Annotated in this window: 15 protein-coding genes; 13 read left to right on the forward strand and 2 right to left on the reverse strand. The window is 44.5% G+C overall.

Features of this window, described 5'->3' with window-relative positions:
* The first annotated feature begins 9 nt into the window (after window positions 1-9).
* From WKT17_RS08410 to WKT17_RS08440, 7 genes are all read left to right on the forward strand, one after another.
* Entirely contained in the window at window positions 10-183 is a 174-nt protein-coding gene (locus WKT17_RS08410) for a DUF4250 domain-containing protein (protein WP_173748892.1), read from the forward strand.
* A gap of 140 nt (window positions 184-323) precedes the next feature.
* Window positions 324-992, forward strand: a complete 669-nt coding sequence (locus WKT17_RS08415; protein WP_173748893.1) for a response regulator transcription factor — start codon at window positions 324-326, stop codon at window positions 990-992.
* Window positions 989-2,002, forward strand: coding sequence for a sensor histidine kinase (locus tag WKT17_RS08420; RefSeq protein WP_294541345.1), 1,014 nt, complete (start codon window positions 989-991; stop codon window positions 2,000-2,002). Before WKT17_RS08415 ends, WKT17_RS08420 begins: the two co-directional genes overlap by 4 nt.
* A 98-nt stretch (window positions 2,003-2,100) precedes the next feature.
* Window positions 2,101-2,868, forward strand: a complete 768-nt coding sequence (locus WKT17_RS08425) for an ABC transporter ATP-binding protein (protein ID WP_294541348.1) — start codon at window positions 2,101-2,103, stop codon at window positions 2,866-2,868.
* Entirely contained in the window at window positions 2,858-4,879 is a 2,022-nt protein-coding gene (locus tag WKT17_RS08430) for an ABC transporter permease (protein WP_294541351.1), read from the forward strand. Before WKT17_RS08425 ends, WKT17_RS08430 begins: the two co-directional genes overlap by 11 nt.
* A 9-nt stretch (window positions 4,880-4,888) precedes the next feature.
* A complete protein-coding gene (locus tag WKT17_RS08435; protein WP_294541353.1) occupies window positions 4,889-5,740 on the forward strand; it encodes an AraC family transcriptional regulator in 852 nt (283 codons plus the stop codon).
* 73 nt (window positions 5,741-5,813) lie between these two features.
* Window positions 5,814-7,460 (forward strand): glycoside hydrolase family 43 protein, encoded by a 1,647-nt coding sequence (locus WKT17_RS08440; protein WP_173748898.1) that lies wholly within the window; start codon window positions 5,814-5,816, stop codon window positions 7,458-7,460.
* Here the strand turns inward: WKT17_RS08440 and WKT17_RS08445 are convergent.
* Window positions 7,457-8,686, reverse strand: a complete 1,230-nt coding sequence (locus WKT17_RS08445) for an AraC family transcriptional regulator (RefSeq protein ID WP_173748899.1) — start codon at window positions 8,684-8,686, stop codon at window positions 7,457-7,459. The genes WKT17_RS08440 and WKT17_RS08445 overlap by 4 nt on opposite strands.
* A gap of 151 nt (window positions 8,687-8,837) precedes the next feature.
* On the opposite strand from WKT17_RS08445, the gene WKT17_RS08450 reads away from it, so the two are divergent.
* Genes WKT17_RS08450 through WKT17_RS08460 form a run of 3 tightly spaced genes read left to right on the forward strand, consistent with a single transcriptional unit; the run spans window position 8,838 to window position 13,432 of the window.
* Entirely contained in the window at window positions 8,838-10,007 is a 1,170-nt protein-coding gene (locus tag WKT17_RS08450) for a glycoside hydrolase family 5 protein (RefSeq protein ID WP_294460801.1), read from the forward strand.
* A gap of 21 nt (window positions 10,008-10,028) precedes the next feature.
* Entirely contained in the window at window positions 10,029-11,411 is a 1,383-nt protein-coding gene (locus WKT17_RS08455; RefSeq protein ID WP_173748901.1) for an MFS transporter, read from the forward strand.
* 23 nt (window positions 11,412-11,434) lie between these two features.
* Complete coding sequence (locus WKT17_RS08460) at window positions 11,435-13,432, forward strand: beta-galactosidase (RefSeq protein ID WP_173748902.1); 1,998 nt, start codon at window positions 11,435-11,437, stop codon at window positions 13,430-13,432.
* Window positions 13,433-13,520: 88 nt separating this feature from the next.
* Here the strand turns inward: WKT17_RS08460 and WKT17_RS08465 are convergent, their stop codons facing one another.
* Complete coding sequence (locus tag WKT17_RS08465; RefSeq protein WP_173748903.1) at window positions 13,521-13,799, reverse strand: type II toxin-antitoxin system HicB family antitoxin; 279 nt, start codon at window positions 13,797-13,799, stop codon at window positions 13,521-13,523.
* Window positions 13,800-14,076: 277 nt separating this feature from the next.
* On the opposite strand from WKT17_RS08465, the gene WKT17_RS08470 reads away from it, so the two are divergent.
* From WKT17_RS08470 to hslO, 3 genes are all read left to right on the forward strand, one after another.
* Window positions 14,077-14,910, forward strand: coding sequence for a winged helix-turn-helix transcriptional regulator (locus tag WKT17_RS08470; RefSeq protein ID WP_226853541.1), 834 nt, complete (start codon window positions 14,077-14,079; stop codon window positions 14,908-14,910).
* Between the two features lie 84 nt (window positions 14,911-14,994).
* Entirely contained in the window at window positions 14,995-15,756 is a 762-nt protein-coding gene (locus WKT17_RS08475; protein ID WP_173748904.1) for a class I SAM-dependent DNA methyltransferase, read from the forward strand.
* A gap of 16 nt (window positions 15,757-15,772) precedes the next feature.
* The gene (gene hslO, locus WKT17_RS08480; protein ID WP_291681891.1) at window positions 15,773-16,654 is read left to right on the forward strand and encodes an Hsp33 family molecular chaperone HslO; all 882 of its coding nucleotides are present in this window, start codon (window positions 15,773-15,775) and stop codon (window positions 16,652-16,654) included.
* The last annotated feature ends 4 nt before the right edge of the window (window positions 16,655-16,658 follow it).

Raw genomic sequence — 16,658 nt, forward strand, 5'->3', positions numbered from 1 at the left:
GAGGCAGCCATGATACCAAAAGATCCGGTAATGCTTTTGAGTTATGTAAACACACAGCTTCGTGATTTTTATCCTTCCTTTGCAGCACTTTGTGAGGACAAAGAGTTGAGTGCAGAGGAAATAACAGCGAAATTGGCGGGAATTGACTACGAATACGACAGAGGCAGAAACCAGTTTATTTAATCCGATAGGGATACTTCAGGAACAGATACGGCCATTGGCCGGAAGTTCATGGAGTATTCCTGTTTTTTTCTGCCTTTTTTAATCCAGAACCTGCTATAATAGAGGCAGGACAGACAAGAAAAGAGAAAGTTGGAATAGGGATGAAAAAAATAGCAGTAATTGAAGATGACAGAGTGCTTCGGCAGTCCCTGGCAGGGATTTTAAAGGAAAACGGATATGAGGTATGCTGTGTGGAGGATTTTGCACATGCGGAAGAAGAGGTGCGCAAGGCGGAAGCAGATTTGCTGCTGCTGGACATTATTCTGCCGGGAAGCAATGGACAGGAGATTCTGCGGAATCTACGGAAAACTTCGGATATCCCGGTGCTGATGCTTACCAGCAAAACAGGGGAAACGGACGAAATTCTGGCTATGAGTTACGGGGCGGACGATTACATGACAAAACCGTATAATCCGGCGCTCTTACTTTTGAAAATCGAAGCCATTTTCCGGCGGATACAGCCCAAAAGCAGTGAAGAGGAGACAGAGTATCAGGGGGTCCGGCTGAATTTGCTGCGCAGTACTGTGGAATATGGGGAAAAAGAGGTGGTGCTTTCCAAAAATGAAATGTCAATTCTTCATTACCTGATGAAGCACCGGGGAAAAATTGTGTCCAGAGACGAACTGATGGATTATCTCTGGGACTGCAATGATTTCGTAGATGATAATACACTGACCGTGAATATCAACCGTCTGAGAAGGCGCATGGAAGAGGCGGGCATTTCCGGTATGATTGAGACGCGGAGAAGACAGGGGTATATATTGGTATGAATCTGAAAAATTATGTGAAGGACCATGGGATTTTTCTGCTGATACAGCTTACAGCCATAGCGGTACTGGAAGGGGTGCTGCTTTTGTTTCATGCAGCCTTTGCTCTGCAGATGTTTTTTCTGTTTGTGGAACTTTTGGCTTTGTTTGGAGTGCTGTTTTATGATTATGGAAGGAAGCGGCAGTTTTACGCGCATATGGAAGGCCAGATGGAGACGCTGAAGGAGAAGTATCTTCTGATGGAAATGCTGGAGGAGCCGGAGTTTTTGGAAGGAAAGATTTTCTGTCAGGTCATGCAGGAAATGGAAAAATCCATGAATGATGAGATTTTCGGGCAGATACGCAGGAATAATGAATTTAAACGGTATGTGGAAACCTGGGTACATGAGGTGAAACTGCCCATTGCCAGTATCCGCCTAATGCTTCATGAACACAGAAGTGAGGTTTCCAGAGCCTTGAAGGAACAGGTAAGCCGTATTGAAAGTGACGTGGAACAAGTGCTGTATTATCTACGCAGCGAGGTGCCGGAAAAAGATTATCTCATACAAAAGTATTCGTTAAAAGAACGGACAGACAGAGCTATCGCAGACAATAAGGACAGTCTGATATTCCATCATATGAGAATCCGGCAGGACACAGAGGCTGTCATGGTGTGCACAGACGGAAAATGGCTGAACTTTATGCTGGGACAGATTCTGAGCAATGCGGTGAAGTATAAGAAAGACGAAGAACCGTGTATACAGCTTTGGAGTGAGATTCAGAAGCACTGTGTAAAGCTGCATATCCGGGACAATGGAATGGGGATTCCCAAGCAGGATTTGCCCCGGGTGTTTGAAAAGTCCTTTACAGGGGAAAACGGAAGAAAAGGGCAGGCGTCTACCGGAATGGGGCTGTATCTTTGCAAAACCTTGTGCGAAAGGCTGGGACACCGGATAGAAATTGCGTCCCGGGAGAGGGAATACACAGAAATCATCATCATATTTCAGCAAAATGCTTTTATAGAGCTTTCGTAACCTTACGAAGATGTAAGGTTCTGTAATCTAAAACCATGGATTTCCGTTCTCGCTCTTTCTATAATAGGGATATGAAAAGCAAGAGAAAGGAATGGAGTATGAAACCTTTATTAGAAGTACAGAATCTTATCAAATATTACGGTAACAAATCCAGTTTGACGAAAGCGGTAAATGACATCAGTTTCACCGTGGAGAAAGGGGAATTCACGGCAGTGATGGGAGCCAGCGGTTCCGGAAAAACTACGCTTTTGAACTGTATTTCCACCATTGACCGGGTGACAGGAGGACACATCTTTGTGAATGGGCAGGAGGTCACGAAATTAAAAGGGCACAGTCTGACGAAATTTCGCTGCAGGCAGCTTGGCTTTGTGTTTCAGGATTTTCAGCTTCTGGATACATTGAATGCCTTTGACAATATCGCATTGGCTCTGCAGATACAGAATCAGAAGCCGGACGTCATTCGGAAAAAAGTTATGGAAATGGGGGAACAATTAAACATTACCGATGTTTTGCAAAGGTATCCCTACGAAATGTCCGGAGGGCAGAAGCAGCGCTGCGCCTGTGCCAGAGCTATGGTAACGGAACCGTCGCTGATTCTGGCAGATGAACCGACAGGGGCTCTGGATTCCCAGAATGCGGGCATGCTTCTGGGCAGTCTGCAATACATGAATACAGACCTGGACGCCACCATTTTCATGGTGACCCACGACGCTTTTTCTGCCAGCTATACCAGGCGGGTACTGTTTATGAAGGACGGAAAACTTTTTCACGAGCTGCGGAGAGGCCAAGAGGGCCGAAAAGAGTTTTTCGACAGAATTATGCATGTGATTTCCCTTTTGGGAGGTGATTTGAACCATGTTGTTTAATCTGTCATTGAAAAATTTCAGGAAAAGTATCCGGGATTATTCTATCTATTTTTTTACGCTGATTCTGGGCGTTGCGGTGTTTTATATTTTTAATGCCATTGAAACCCAAAGCGCTATGCTGGAGGTAAGCCGGACGAAAGAAAACATTCTGCAAATCATGAACTCCATTTTGGAAGGGGTCAGCCTGGTGATTTCTTTTATTTTGGGATACCTGATTGTATATGCCAGCAGCTTTATGCTGAAACGGCGGAAAAAGGAGTTTGGAATTTATCTGATTCTTGGCATGAAGAAGCGGCAGGTGGCAGGGATTCTCTGGCTGGAAACCGTGTTTATGGGGATGATTTCTCTGGCGGCAGGGCTTATCATAGGAATTGGACTGTCCCAGTTTATGTCTCTTTTGGTGTCCAACCTCTTTGAGGCAGACGTATCGGCTTTTCGCTTCGTGATATCCGCAAAGGCGGTGGGAAAAACCATCCTATATTTTCTGGTGATTTACCTTGTGGTCATGTTCTTGAATACTTTTGCGGTAAGCCGGGCCAGACTCGTGGATTTTCTTTTGGCAAAGAGAAAGAAAGAGAAGAATCTTCTGAAACATCCGCTGCTTTGCGTTTTGATTTTTATTCTGGCATGGGGAATTCTGGGCCGGGCTTATTACAATGTGACGGCAAATCAGGAAAGTCTGGCAACAGAAGCAGATGTGCTGTTTCAGATTCTGCTGGGCTGTGTGGGAACCTTTCTGGTGTTCTGGTCGGCAGCCGGATTTCTGGCGGCAATTATGGGAAAACTGCCGGGCATTTACCGGAAGGGGCTGAATTCTTTTACCGTGGGGGAAATTTCCAATAAGATAAATTCTACGGTGGTTTCGGGAACGGTTATCTGTCTGCTGATTTTTCTTACCATTTGTACACTGTCCGCAGTCTTTACCAGGAAGGATTACAAGGAGAAAGAGGCAAGAATTCTGGCGCCTGTTTCGATTTCCATGTCAAAGGAAATGACGGACTCGGTGACCGTGGAAGAATTGGTAAGAGAGAAAACAGATTTGACAGAGAATCTGGCAGAGCAGGAGAGTATCTTTACTTATCAGTGTGCAGATGTGACCCGTAAAACCGTTCTGGGAACCTATTATGACGAAATAAAGGACGGTTATGGCAGCTATTATGCCAAACAGTTTGGGGAAGAGAAGGCCGTGTTTGTAAAAGTCAGTGATTACAACAAAATGGCGGCTCTGTATCATCTCTCGTCTTTTGAACTACAGGAAGATGAGTACATGATTGTAGCAAATACGCCAAAGGACATGGAAAATACGTACAACATGGGATTAAAGAGAAATCAGACCATAGATATCAGAGGGAAAACTTATCACGCAAAATATGACACGGTTCAGGAAGGTTTTCTGATGATGAACTATGACCGAACCTATGAGGTTTTCATTTTGGTGCCGGACAGTGTGGAATTAAAGGACACGGAAAGATATAAGAATTATTTTGCGGCAGCGTATAAGAAGGATAGCAAGGCCTTTCGCAAGGAAGTAGATTTGCATTTACATGAGCAGTTAAATTCCGCGGATAGTACCCATGCGCCTGTTTATATTTCCACACAGTCTAATATTTATGACGATACCATTGGCAGCAGTGCTATGTATATTTTTCTGGGGCTGTATCTGGGCATCAGTTTTCTGATTTCAGGGGCGGCGATTCTGGCATTGAAAATGCTTTCCGACGCAGCGGACAGCCGGGACAAATATGTAATTCTCCAAAGGCTGGGGTGCAGTAACCGGAATATCCGGAAGGCTTTGTGGAAACAAAACGGAATTTTCTTTCTGTTTCCTCTTCTGATAGCGGGGATTCATTCGATTTTTGGGATTCAGGTATGCAATGAAATGCTTTCTATTTATGATTCGGGAAGTATTCTTCCGGGGGTGTGTATTGCTGCAGCGCTGGTTCTGTCTATTTACGGAGGATACTTTTTAGTGGCGCAGGTGTGCAGCCAGAGAATTGTGGAAGGAAAATAGGAAATAATCATGAGACACGAAATAGTAGCTGCAAATACAGATATTGAGGCCAGATTTTATCTGTCTGTGGACGAGGGGAGCTTTGTTACACCCCACTGGCACAATAGTCTGGAAATGGTTTATATGCTGGAAGGCAGCATGGAGGTCAGCTGGGAAAATCACAGGACGCAGGTGCATCCGGGCGATGTGGCGCTGGTGAATTCCAGAGTGATTCACTCGGTGCGAAGCAGCCAGAATAAAGCCCTGGTGCTGCAGGTGCCCGAGGAGGTTTTGAAGAAATTTGTACCGGAGATTTGGAGGTATTCCTTTTTTGTGCCGGTACATCCGGAGAGCAGAGAAGAACAGGCGGTACTGGAGAAAATGAAGGGAATTTTTCTGGAAATGCAGCAAATTTATGAGAACCGCCCGGAGGGGTATTTGCTGAAATTTAACAGTCTTCTCTACGATTTGCTGTATGAACTTCTGCAGTCCTGTTCAGAAAAGCTGGGAGAGAGACAGATTTCTCAAAATAACCGCCATTTGGCAGAAATCACGGCAATCATGCAGGAGATAAAAGACCGCTATAAGGAACAGATTCCTATTTCCAGTCTGGCAGAGCAATGGGGATATCATCCCGACTATCTGGCGCGGATTTTTCGGAGATACACAGGTATGACCATAACAGAATATGTGTATGCCGTGCGGATTCAGCATGTATACCGGGATTTGGCAGACACGGAAAACAGCATTGGTGAAATTTTTGCTGCCCATGGATGCCAAAATTACCGGGTAGCTATGCGGGTGTTTAAGGAAAAATACGGGTGTACGCCCAAAGAGAAAAGACAAGAGAGAAAAAGTCGGAATCGTCCTATAAATGAGTAGGAAAAAGCGATAGGAATCAAAAGGATTTTTCTGTAAAATAAAGGCAGAAAAAAGTATCTGGAGGGAATGAAAGATGATTCAAAATCCGATTTTTAAAGGGTTTAACCCAGACCCCTGCGTATGCAGAAAGGGAGAAGATTACTATGCGGCAGTTTCTACTTTTGAATGGTTTCCGGGAATTCCGATTTATCATTCAAAGGATTTGAAAAACTGGGAACTGTATACCCATGTATTGAATGACGATGAGAAGGTGAATCTGCGGAAACTGCCTTCTGCTAAGGGAATCTGGGCGCCTTGCCTGACTTACTGTGAAGAGGAAGATTTGTTTTATGTGGTGTATGGAGTGATGAATTCCATGAATGCCCGTTATTTTGATGTGAACAATTATCTGATTACGGCAAAAGATATTTGCGGACCCTGGAGCGAGCCGGTGTATCTGCATTCCTCTGGTTTTGACGCGTCTATTCTCCATGATGATGACGGCAGAAAGTGGATTGTCTCTTTGGAATGGGAAACCAGGGAGGGGTATGAAAAGCCGGGAGCCATTTGCATGGTAGAATATTCTCCGAAGAAGAGAGAAATCATCGGTTATCCCAAGCGTATCTGGAATGGGGGAACAGACAGAGGCTGCATTGAAGCCCCGCATCTGACCAAGCGAAACGGTTTCTATTATCTCATGTGTGCAGAGGGAGGAACCGGATACAATCATTGTGTAACTATGGCCCGTTCCCGGCAGGTATGGGGGCCGTATGAAGGTGACCCGGCCAATCCCATTGTCACTTCGGTACCGGGAGTTTCCAATGAAAGACATGACCCGGATCATTTGAAGCCCCGCTATTATAATCCGGATTCTGTGCTGCAGAAGTCGGGACATGGCAGTTATGTGGAGACTCAGAACGGAGAAGTATATTTGCTGCATCTCTGTGCCAGACCTTTTGTGCCGGAACTGCGGTGTACTCTTGGCAGGGAAACGGCGATTCAGAAAATGAAATGGACAGAAGACGGCTGGCTGCGTATGGCGGACGGCAGTCATCTGGCAAAAATGGAAACGGAAGAGAGCAATCTTTTGGAAGTGCCTATGGCGAACATACCGGATTTTGATGATTTTGACGGGGAAGAACTTGGGAACTGGTACTATGCCCCCAGAATTATGCCCCAGTCATTTGCCGATGTAAAGGCACGTTCAGGCTATGTGAGAATCCGGGGACAGGAATCCCGTACGTCTCTTAATGAAGTGAGTATTCTGGCAAGAAAGCTCACCAGCGTGTACGCAAGGATTACCACAAAAATGGACTTTAAGCCGGAGGTGCACCAACACAGCGCCGGATTAATTTTGTATTATGACAATATGAATTATATCAATCTGCGGAAGTATTACAGTGAAACGCTGGGACAAAGCGCTCTTTCGATTATCCATCTGGAGAACGGAGAGAAGACAGAGTTTTTAAATACCAGAATTCCGGTGGAAGACCGGGAAATTTATCTGCGGTTGTATATAGAAGGGCGAAAATCCTGGTTTGCGTGGAGTTATGACGGCGAAGTCTATGAAAAGATAGGCCGGGTTTTTGATACAACCAGGTTCTCAGATGAATACTGCAAATACGGAGAATTTACCGGTACTATGGTGGGGCTTACCTGTGCAGACAGGGTAAAGCATGCCCATTGTGCGGATTTTGATTTCTTTGAATATATTGCAGATGAAAGCAGGAATCCTTCTTAAAGGAATTCCCGCACATGATATTTATCACGATACTGTTTCAGTGTCATCCCTGTCTGGGCTTTAAACTGCTTTCCAAGGTGGCTTTGGGAAGAAAAGCCCAGATAGGAAGCAATTTCAATATAAGAATAATTGGAATAAGTCAGCAGGTTTTTTACCAGCTTGAACTTTTCCTGTGCAACAAAATCTACAATAGAAATACCCTCATGTCTGCGAAATAAATTGGAAAGATAATTGGGATTTAAGTATAATTCCCGGGCAATATCCGGAATGCGGATTTTCTCGTGGAGATGTTTAAAAATATAGTCTTTACACTGTTCTACTGTAGGGTTTCCCTCCCTTTTTTTCTGTTGGGATGTCTGTTTTTTTAAGTCTTGTACAAGTCGTGCATATTCCATTTCAAAGGTGCGTATCAGAGGATACAGCGCAGCAGGATTTTGCATACTGTCCAGTTTTTGAATATGAATGTCGCTGAGGGAATAGGCGATTTCAGGGAGCACTCCGCCCCGGATAGAAGCACGGCAGGCCAGGGTAGTCACCACGATTCCCAGATTTTTTAGCTGACGCAGGGGATTTTCCGACAGGGTTCCCAGTTGTCCGGGATAGTCTTCTTCAAAGCTTTTCTGCAGCATTTCCAAATCCCCGTTTTCAATACTGGAAAATTCCCGTAGTTCCTGGTCATAAGGGTTATGGGTTACAGCCATTTCCTGATTATGAAAAATCAGGTCAGCCAGCTTTTGCTGTGTTTCCTCCGGAGAAATCAAGGGAACAACATTTTGGAAAAGAAGGGTATCCCGGTTCAGGAAATTTTCCTGAAAAGAGTTATAAATGAGCAATACACAGTCTGCAAAGTCTGTAAAATCGCAAAGGGCGGCAGTTTCCGGGAAGTCCTTTGGCATTTTGGATGCCGTCAGTGCGGTTTTGAGAGACGCTGAGGAAGAGAAGCGCACAGGGCCCACTACAAAAAGTCCCTCCGGAGTGGGAACAGAGGCATAAATAAGGCTGTAGTTGACTGTAAGCAGCAGGGGGAACTTCCGGGCGGCAGCGGTGTAAAAGGTGCGGAGGATTTCTTCGGTCAGAAAAGAGGCATCCGTAAACGCATAGCGGGAACAAAAACTCTCGTCAGGAACAAGAGAAGGGAGAGGGCAGGAAGAGGGAAGGAGCGGATACCGTTTGATTATGGTGTGCAGGCGGCAGGAAATATAGTGCATCAGATATTGATAATTCATAAGAACCTCCGGGAAAAACAAATTCTGTGAGCACAGTATAGCACAATTTTTTATATGTGAAAAGTGATATACTGCTGTGAAAAGTAATATATTTTCCGGAAATGAGAGCATACAATAGAGGTATCATATAGAAGCGGAAAGGAAGAAAAGCATGAAAGTAAAAGGCGTGAACCTGGGAAACTGGCTGGTGCTGGAGAAATGGATGAGTCCTTCTTTATTTGAGGGGACAACAGCGGAGGATGAGTATTATCTGCCTACACAGTTGTCAAGAGAAGTGTATGAGGCAAGGATAAAAATACATCGCTCTGAATATATCACAGAGCGTGATTTTACAAGAATTAAATCTATGGGTATGGATGCAGTGCGGATTCCGGTTCCTTATTTTATTTTCGGAGACAGAGAGCCTTTTATTGGGTGTATAGAGGAGTTGGACAAGGCATTTTGCTGGGCTGAAAAGTACGGACTTCAGATTCTCATAGACCTTCATACAGCGCCGGACAGTCAGAATGGATTTGACAACGGCGGTATCAGCGGGGTGTGCAAGTGGTCACAGCAGCCGGATGAGGTGGAATTTGAGCTGACTGTATTGGAAAGACTGGCCGAGAGGTACGGTAAGAGAGAAGGACTTTGGGGAATTGAGGTACTCAATGAGCCTGTTTTAGAGGATATGTGGGAAAGCATGAAGGTGACGGAGCGTTATCCGGCAGCAGACCCGGAGAAGGCAAAAGGGACAAAACCCAATACCATGGAGTTTGTCCGGGAGTTCTATCTGAGAGCCTATGACAGAATCCGGAAGCATATGCCCAAGGAAAAATATGTGGTTATCCACGACGCATTCAAACTGAAAGCCTGGAAAGATTTCATGCAGGAAGAAAAGTACAAAAATGTAGTGCTGGATACACATCAGTATCTTATGATGGCAGAATTGCAGGGGTGTCCTCAGACGGTGGAAGGTTATGTAAACTATATTGAGGAAAATTTTGAAAAGGATATTCAGGAGATGTCCCAATATTTCCCGGTCATCTGCGGAGAGTGGTGTCTTTTTAATTCCCTGGCAGTGGGAAGAGATACCAAAGGCGGACAGACGGTATTGAACGGCCAGGAAGGTGTTTCAGAGGAAAGTCTTACACCGGAACAGAAAAGGGAAATTTATCAGGCTCTTGCAAAAGCGCAGTTAAAGGCCTGGGACGCAGGAAGCGGTTATTTTTACTGGAGTTATAAGCTGCTTACGGACACGGTGAATACCCCCGGCTGGGTCGGCTGGGACAGTTGGGATTTGGGAAGATGCGTGGACTTTGGCTGGTTTCCCACAGAAAGATAAAAGGAAAGGCAGGACAAACAAATGAAAACAGATAAAAATCCAAACGCAAAATTATCCTTTTTGGAACGGTTCGGCTATGGACTGGGGGACTATGCAGGAAATCTGGTATATTCTGCTATCAGCGCTTTTCTGCTGGTGTATTACACCAATGTAGTGGGGGCAAATGCAGCGGCGGCAGCTTCTATGATTGCAGTGTCTAAGCTGCTGGACGGTATTTCAGATTTGATTATGGGCTATATCATTGACCATACACACAGCAAATGGGGAAAAGCGCGTCCGTGGATTGCAAGACTATGTATTCCGCTTGCAGTATGTACTGTGCTGATGTTCAGTGTGCCATCACAATTTGCGGGAAAAGCGCAGATTGCTTATATGTTTCTGACTTATAACCTGGTATCTACTATTTTTTATACAGGCATTAATGTGCCTTATGCAACCATGCACGGGTTAATGACAACCAATCAGTATGAAAGAGGGCTGCTGGGGAATTTCCGTATGCTTCTGGCAACCGCAGGAACGATGACCATTAACACCGTAGTTCTGAAAATGACCGGATTTTTCGGCGGCGGCGATGCCTATGCACAGAAAGGCTGGACGCTGACTTTTGTGGTGCTGATGCTTGTATTTGTTGTGTTAAATATGTTTACCTTCTTTGTCTGCCGGGAACGTGTGACAGAACAAAGTGAGGAACGGGAAAAAGTTTCTTTTGTCAAAGGAATTACAGGGCTTTTGAAAAACAAATACTGGGTGCTTATGGTTGTGGCTCTGTTTTCTATGTACTTTATGATGTCCTGTTTCTTTGGTTCTGCTTTGTATTTTACAAAGTATAACATGGGAAATGAGGGACAGTATGCCATGGTTTCCAATCTGCTTTCCGTGGCTCAGATTGTAACCATGTTCTTTACGCCGCTTCTGATGAAAAAGGTAAGCAAGAGAAATGTATTTCTTCTTGGAATGGCAATTTCTACCATTGGTTTTCTTATGGCAGGTGTGAGTACGGATTATGTCATTATCTGTGTATCCTCGGTTGTAAAAGGAATTGGTTTTGGCTGTGGAGGTGCAACGATGTTTGGCTGTCTGCAGGATGCCATTACTTACGGGGAGTGGTATAATGGATATGGAACCGCCGGTATGGGAAATGCAGCTTCCTCCTTCTGTATGAAGGTAGGTTCCGGTGTAGGTACGGCAGCTCTTGGCTGGATTTTGAATGCCGGAGGGTTTGATGCAGCGAAAGATGTGCAGAGCGCATCTTCCCTGCACGCGGTTACCACAGCGTTTGTGTGGGTTCCCATTGTAACTTCTGTTATCTGTGTGGTCTGTATGCTGCTGTTTGATTTGGACAAACATTATGACCAGGCTGTGGCAGATTTGGCACAGGGGAAATCCAGAATCCATCAGAAATAGAATACGAGTAGGAGAGAAGTTTGATGAAAGAGGAATTGCTGTTTGGTGCGGCTTATTATGCGGAATATATGCCATATGAGAGAATTGACCGGGATATGGAAATGATGAAGCAGGCAGGTATGAATGTTCTGCGTATTGCAGAATCCACCTGGAGTACGCTGGAACCTCATGACAATGTATTTGATTTTTCTTTTCTTGATAAGGTGCTTGAGGCCGCAGAGCGAGAAAACCTTTCCGTCATTGTGGGAACGCCTACTTATGCTGTTCCTGCCTGGCTGGTAAAGAAAGACCCGGCGGTGCTGGCGGTTACAAAGGAAAGACAGGAATTATACGGCAGACGGCAGAACATGGACATTATGAATGAGACTTTCCGTTTCCATGCAGAACGGGTGATCCGGAAATTACTGGAGCATACCGCAGGCAGACGCTGTGTCATAGGATTTCAGATTGACAATGAAACCAAGCATTACGGTACGGCATCTCCCGGGGTACAGGCGCTTTTTGTGGAATATTTGAAAGAAACTTTCGGGACAACGGGGAAACTGAATGAAACCTTCGGGCTGGCGTACTGGAGCAATTCTGTTCATTCCTGGGAAGATTTTCCGGATATGAGAGGCTGTATCAACGGCGGCCTGGCCAGTGAATTTGAAAAGTTCCAGAGAAAACTGGCGGCAGAGTATTTAAGCTGGCAGGCGGACCTTGTAAGAGCCTATAAACGGGAAGACCAGTTTATCACCCACAATCTGGATTTTGAATGGAAGAAATTCGGTGCGGATATTGCCCAGGATGGATACTCTTATGGAGTGCAGCCGGATATCAACCACTATGAGGCAGCAAAGTGCCTGACGATTGCGGGCACTGATATTTATCATCCTACACAGGATTTTCTTACAGGGGCGGAGATTGCCTTTGGAGGAGATGAAATACGCAGCCTTAAGCAGGAAAATTACTTTGTGCTGGAGTGCCAGGCCCAGGCTTTTAAATATTGGACGCCTTATCCGGGACAGCTTCGTCTTCAGGCATACAGCCATCTGGCCAGTGGCGCTAAAGGGCTGATGTACTGGAACTGGCATTCCATTCACAATGGATATGAAACTTATTGGAAAGGGCTTTTGAGCCACGATTTGGATACCAATCCCACTTATGAGGAAGCCTGTGTCTTTGGCAGAGAATGGAAAAATCTGGGAAAGAAGCTTATCGGGCTAAAGAAAAAAAACAGAATTGCCCTTTTGGTGGATAATCAGTGTCTGACTGCCATGAAGTGGTTTCCTATTGACAGGGATTTAAGCTATAATGATGTAGTGCGCTGGGCTTACGACAGCCTTTATGAGATGAATCTGGAGTGCGATGTGGTGGATGTGCAGGCCGTAGACATGAGTCGGTACGACATGATTGTAACGCCTGCCCTGTACAGCGCAAAAGAATCTCTTTTGCAGCAGCTGGAAGAGTTTGTTGCCCGGGGCGGTGTGCTGGTAAGCACGTTCAAATCCTTTGTATGCAATGAATATTTAAGTGTGTACTGCGATAAACAGCCACACAGGCTGCACCGGTGTTTCGGTATGAGTTACAACCAGTTTACCGAGCCTGGAACAGCGGCTTTAAAAGGGCAGAAGGTGCAGTATTTTGCCGAACTTTTAAAGACGGAGGGTGCAGAAAGTCTGGGGAATTACGAACATAAATACTGGGGAAAATATGCGGGAATTACCTGCAATGATTATGGAAAAGGCAGAGCCTATTATATTGGCTGCTTTACGGAGAAAGGGATTTTAAAAGAAATTTATGCCCAGGCAGGAAGAGATGCCGGTATGGAACTTCCCTTGTCAGTCTGGCCAGTCGTGTTCAGAAGCGGAGAAAATGCAGAGGGGCATATGCTGCATTATGTGCTGAATTACAGTGAAAATCAGCAGGAGGTTTTGAATCCTTACAAAAGGGTAAGGGATTTGCTTTCAGACAAGGTGTATGAACCGGGAGAGAAGATTCTGCTGATGGACTGGAATCTGGCAATTTTGGAAGAAATTTAAAGCGTTATTTGGAACAAAAAATAAGAACAGGCAGGAGCAGGAAGTGCTTCTGCCTGTTCTGAGCATCTCTCATAAAGCAAAGTCTGCTTTATTCATCCCAACCTTCATAAAACCGGATATTTACGGAAATATTTCTTACAATATCCCCTTCCTGTAAATCCATATCACTTTCGTCCGATACAGAGGGGAGGCTGCAGTCCTCTTCGGAGAGTTCCAGGCTCAGCCAGTCGTAGGCAGCCTCGTTGGCATTATCTACGGCATCTTCCAAAGTGTCGCCTTTGGCATAGCAGCATTCCAAATCCGGAAAGTGGCCTTCATATGTTCCGTCTTCTGCTTTGCGGAAAACCGCAGGATATATAAATTTCATAGGGAAACTCCTTTCTGGGTATTCTGAATTTATAATATTGGCTTCTTTAGGGAGTATATAACAAAATTCCGGGAGGGACAAGTAAAATGTGGGGATAAGGTATATCTGTGAAATGTACATACAGGCTGAAAGAGACGCGGAATTATGGTATAATGCAAATAAAAAATTGGAAAGGAAGAAAATATGGATTCAAAGGATATCAAAGCAATATTGGGAATAGGTGAGACCGTTGCAGTGGAATTTAAACGCTGCGGAAATGGCATTGAAAGTGATGTCTATGAGACTGTATACAATGGACCGGGTAACAGGAGAACAGGGATTCAATCTGGCTGCAGTTATGCTTTTGGGATATGATGATGTGATTTTAGATATAGTTCCAACCTATATGACAGACGCATTGCTTCGGCGCATAAATGTAGACCGTTATGATGATAGAGAAATTGTACAGACAAATTTGATAGAAAGCTATGAACGATTGATGGAATTTGGACACAAGCATTTACCGGATAAATTTTTTCTGGAAGATGACCAGAGAAAGAGCCTGAGAAATATTATTACTCGAGAAATGATTGCAAATACATTGATTCACCGTGAATATACAAGTTCTTATCAGGCAAAATTTGTCATAGAGAATGAACGTATGTATGTAGAAAATGCAAACCGGGCTTTGCAGCAGGCAGTTCTGACGCCGGATAATATGGAACCACTGCCTAAAAATCCAATCATAGCGTCGTTTTTTAGAAATATCGGATATGCAGATCAACTTGGTTCGGGGGTGCGGAATTTGTTTAAGTATAGTAAATTCTACTCTGGTGATGACCCGAAGTTTATGGAGGGAGATATTTTTAGAATTATTGTACCATTAAATGAAAGAAAGACGAAAGAAACTATTACCCAATCGGCCACCCAGTCCACCCAATCAGATGAGATAAAGCCGGTTCAGAGAATCATTGAAATCATAGAACAGAATCCACTTCTTTCTCAAAAGCAAATGGCTGAAAAATTATCTTTAAATCAAAATACACTGAAATATTATATTAAAAAGATGCGGGAAAAAGGAATTATTGAAAGAGTTGGTTCCAGCCGAAAAGGAAAGTGGGTTGTTAAATAACGGAAAAATGAATCTTTCTTTACACAACTCGGTATTTCGTGATAGTATGAATTGGAATCAGGAAAGAAAAGGAGGAATCCCTATATGGGTTCTTACGAAAGTTTTGCCAGGGTATATGATTTGTTTATGGACAATATACCCTATGACGAATGGTGCAGTTACCTGATAGAACTGCTGAAAGAATACGGCATAGAGGACGGTCTGGTTCTGGAGCTGGGCTGCGGTACCGGAAATGTAACAGAACGGCTGTTCAATGCGGGATATGATATGATCGGTGTAGACAATTCCATGGACATGCTGGAAATTGCCATGGAAAAGAAAGAAGAGAACAAAAAGGACATTCTGTATCTTCTGCAGGATATGCGGGAGTTTGAACTTTATGGGACAGTTCGGGCGGTGGTGTCTATTTGTGACAGTATGAATTATATCACAGAGGAAGAAGACCTCTTAGAGGTGTTCCGCCTGGTTAATAATTATCTGGACCCCGGTGGAATCTTCCTATTTGATATGAATACAAAGTATAAGTATGCGGAGATTCTGGGGGATAATACAATAGCAGAGAACCGGGAGGACGCCAGCTTTATCTGGGATAACTATTATGATGAGGAAGAGCAGATAAATGAATATGATTTGGCGTTGTTCATTCCCGAGGACTGTCAGGGTGAGCTGCTTTACCGGAAATATGAGGAAACTCATTATCAGAGAGCATACGAGCTGGAAACCGTGAAGCGGCTTCTGGAAGAAGCGGGTATGGAGTTTCTTGCTGTGTATGACGCATTTACACGGGAAGAGCCAAAGGCAGACAGCCAGAGAGTTTACATGATAGCCAGAGAAAAAGGAAAATAAAACAGGGAGAGACAAAATGGGAGATTATATAGTAAGAGCAACTGCAGCAAACAGTCAGATTCGGGCCTTTGCTGCGACAACCAGAGATTTAGTGGAATATGCCAGAGCTGCACATAACACAAGCCCGGTAGCTACAGCAGCGCTGGGACGTCTTTTGACAGGGGGCGCTATGATGGGCGTTATGATGAAGGGGGAGAAAGACCTTCTGACTTTACAGGTAAAAGCAGGCGGCCCTTTAAACGGCATGACTGTTACTGCAGATTCCAGAGGAAACGTCAAGGGATATGTGGGAAATCCAAACGTGGTGCTGCATGCCAATGACAAAGGAAAATTAGATGTAGCAGGCGCTGTAGGCGTGGGATTTATGAACGTCATTAAGGATATGGGGCTGAAAGAGCCTTACATGGGACAGACCGTGCTGCAGACCAGTGAAATTGCGGAGGATTTGACGTATTACTTTGCTACCAGCGAGCAGGTGCCGTCTTCTGTAGGACTGGGGGTTTTAATGGAAAAGGACAATACCGTGAAACAGGCCGGAGGCTTTATCATTCAGCTTATGCCTTTTACAGAAGAATCCGTTATCAGCCAGTTGGAAGAGAATCTGAAAAACGTAACGTCTGTTACTGCGCTTCTGGAAGAGGGACACACACCGGAAAGCCTTCTGGAGACTCTTTTAAAAGGCTTTGACATAGAATTTACAGAAAAAATTCCTACACAGTTTTACTGCAACTGTTCCAAAGAGCGGGTAGAGAGAGCTTTAATCAGTGTAGGCAAAAAGGACATTCAGGAGATGATTGACGATGGAAAAGAAATTGAGATGAATTGTCATTTCTGCAATAAAAATTATATTTTTACCGTGGACGAACTGAAAAGAATTCTGAAAGAATGTAAAAGATAAGGGC

The sequence above is a fragment of the Blautia sp. HCN-20427 genome (assembly GCF_037890365.1).
Lineage (GTDB): Bacteria > Bacillota > Clostridia > Lachnospirales > Lachnospiraceae > Blautia.

What these genes read in the sequence shown, in the direction of transcription:
- WKT17_RS08420 (WP_294541345.1), top strand. Translation starts at nt 989, where the DNA reads ATGAATCTGAAAAATTATGTGAAGGACCATGGGATTTTTCTGCTGATA.
- WKT17_RS08440 (WP_173748898.1), top strand. Translation starts at nt 5,814, where the DNA reads ATGATTCAAAATCCGATTTTTAAAGGGTTTAACCCAGACCCCTGCGTA.
- WKT17_RS08410 (WP_173748892.1), top strand. Translation starts at nt 10, where the DNA reads ATGATACCAAAAGATCCGGTAATGCTTTTGAGTTATGTAAACACACAG.
- WKT17_RS08460 (WP_173748902.1), top strand. Translation starts at nt 11,435, where the DNA reads ATGAAAGAGGAATTGCTGTTTGGTGCGGCTTATTATGCGGAATATATG.
- WKT17_RS08455 (WP_173748901.1), top strand. Translation starts at nt 10,029, where the DNA reads ATGAAAACAGATAAAAATCCAAACGCAAAATTATCCTTTTTGGAACGG.
- WKT17_RS08430 (WP_294541351.1), top strand. Translation starts at nt 2,858, where the DNA reads ATGTTGTTTAATCTGTCATTGAAAAATTTCAGGAAAAGTATCCGGGAT.
- WKT17_RS08450 (WP_294460801.1), top strand. Translation starts at nt 8,838, where the DNA reads ATGAAAGTAAAAGGCGTGAACCTGGGAAACTGGCTGGTGCTGGAGAAA.
- hslO (WP_291681891.1), top strand. Translation starts at nt 15,773, where the DNA reads ATGGGAGATTATATAGTAAGAGCAACTGCAGCAAACAGTCAGATTCGG.
- WKT17_RS08475 (WP_173748904.1), top strand. Translation starts at nt 14,995, where the DNA reads ATGGGTTCTTACGAAAGTTTTGCCAGGGTATATGATTTGTTTATGGAC.
- WKT17_RS08435 (WP_294541353.1), top strand. Translation starts at nt 4,889, where the DNA reads ATGAGACACGAAATAGTAGCTGCAAATACAGATATTGAGGCCAGATTT.
- WKT17_RS08465 (WP_173748903.1), bottom strand. Translation starts at nt 13,799, where the DNA reads ATGAAATTTATATATCCTGCGGTTTTCCGCAAAGCAGAAGACGGAACA.
- WKT17_RS08415 (WP_173748893.1), top strand. Translation starts at nt 324, where the DNA reads ATGAAAAAAATAGCAGTAATTGAAGATGACAGAGTGCTTCGGCAGTCC.
- WKT17_RS08470 (WP_226853541.1), top strand. Translation starts at nt 14,077, where the DNA reads ATGAGACTGTATACAATGGACCGGGTAACAGGAGAACAGGGATTCAAT.
- WKT17_RS08425 (WP_294541348.1), top strand. Translation starts at nt 2,101, where the DNA reads ATGAAACCTTTATTAGAAGTACAGAATCTTATCAAATATTACGGTAAC.
- WKT17_RS08445 (WP_173748899.1), bottom strand. Translation starts at nt 8,686, where the DNA reads ATGAATTATCAATATCTGATGCACTATATTTCCTGCCGCCTGCACACC.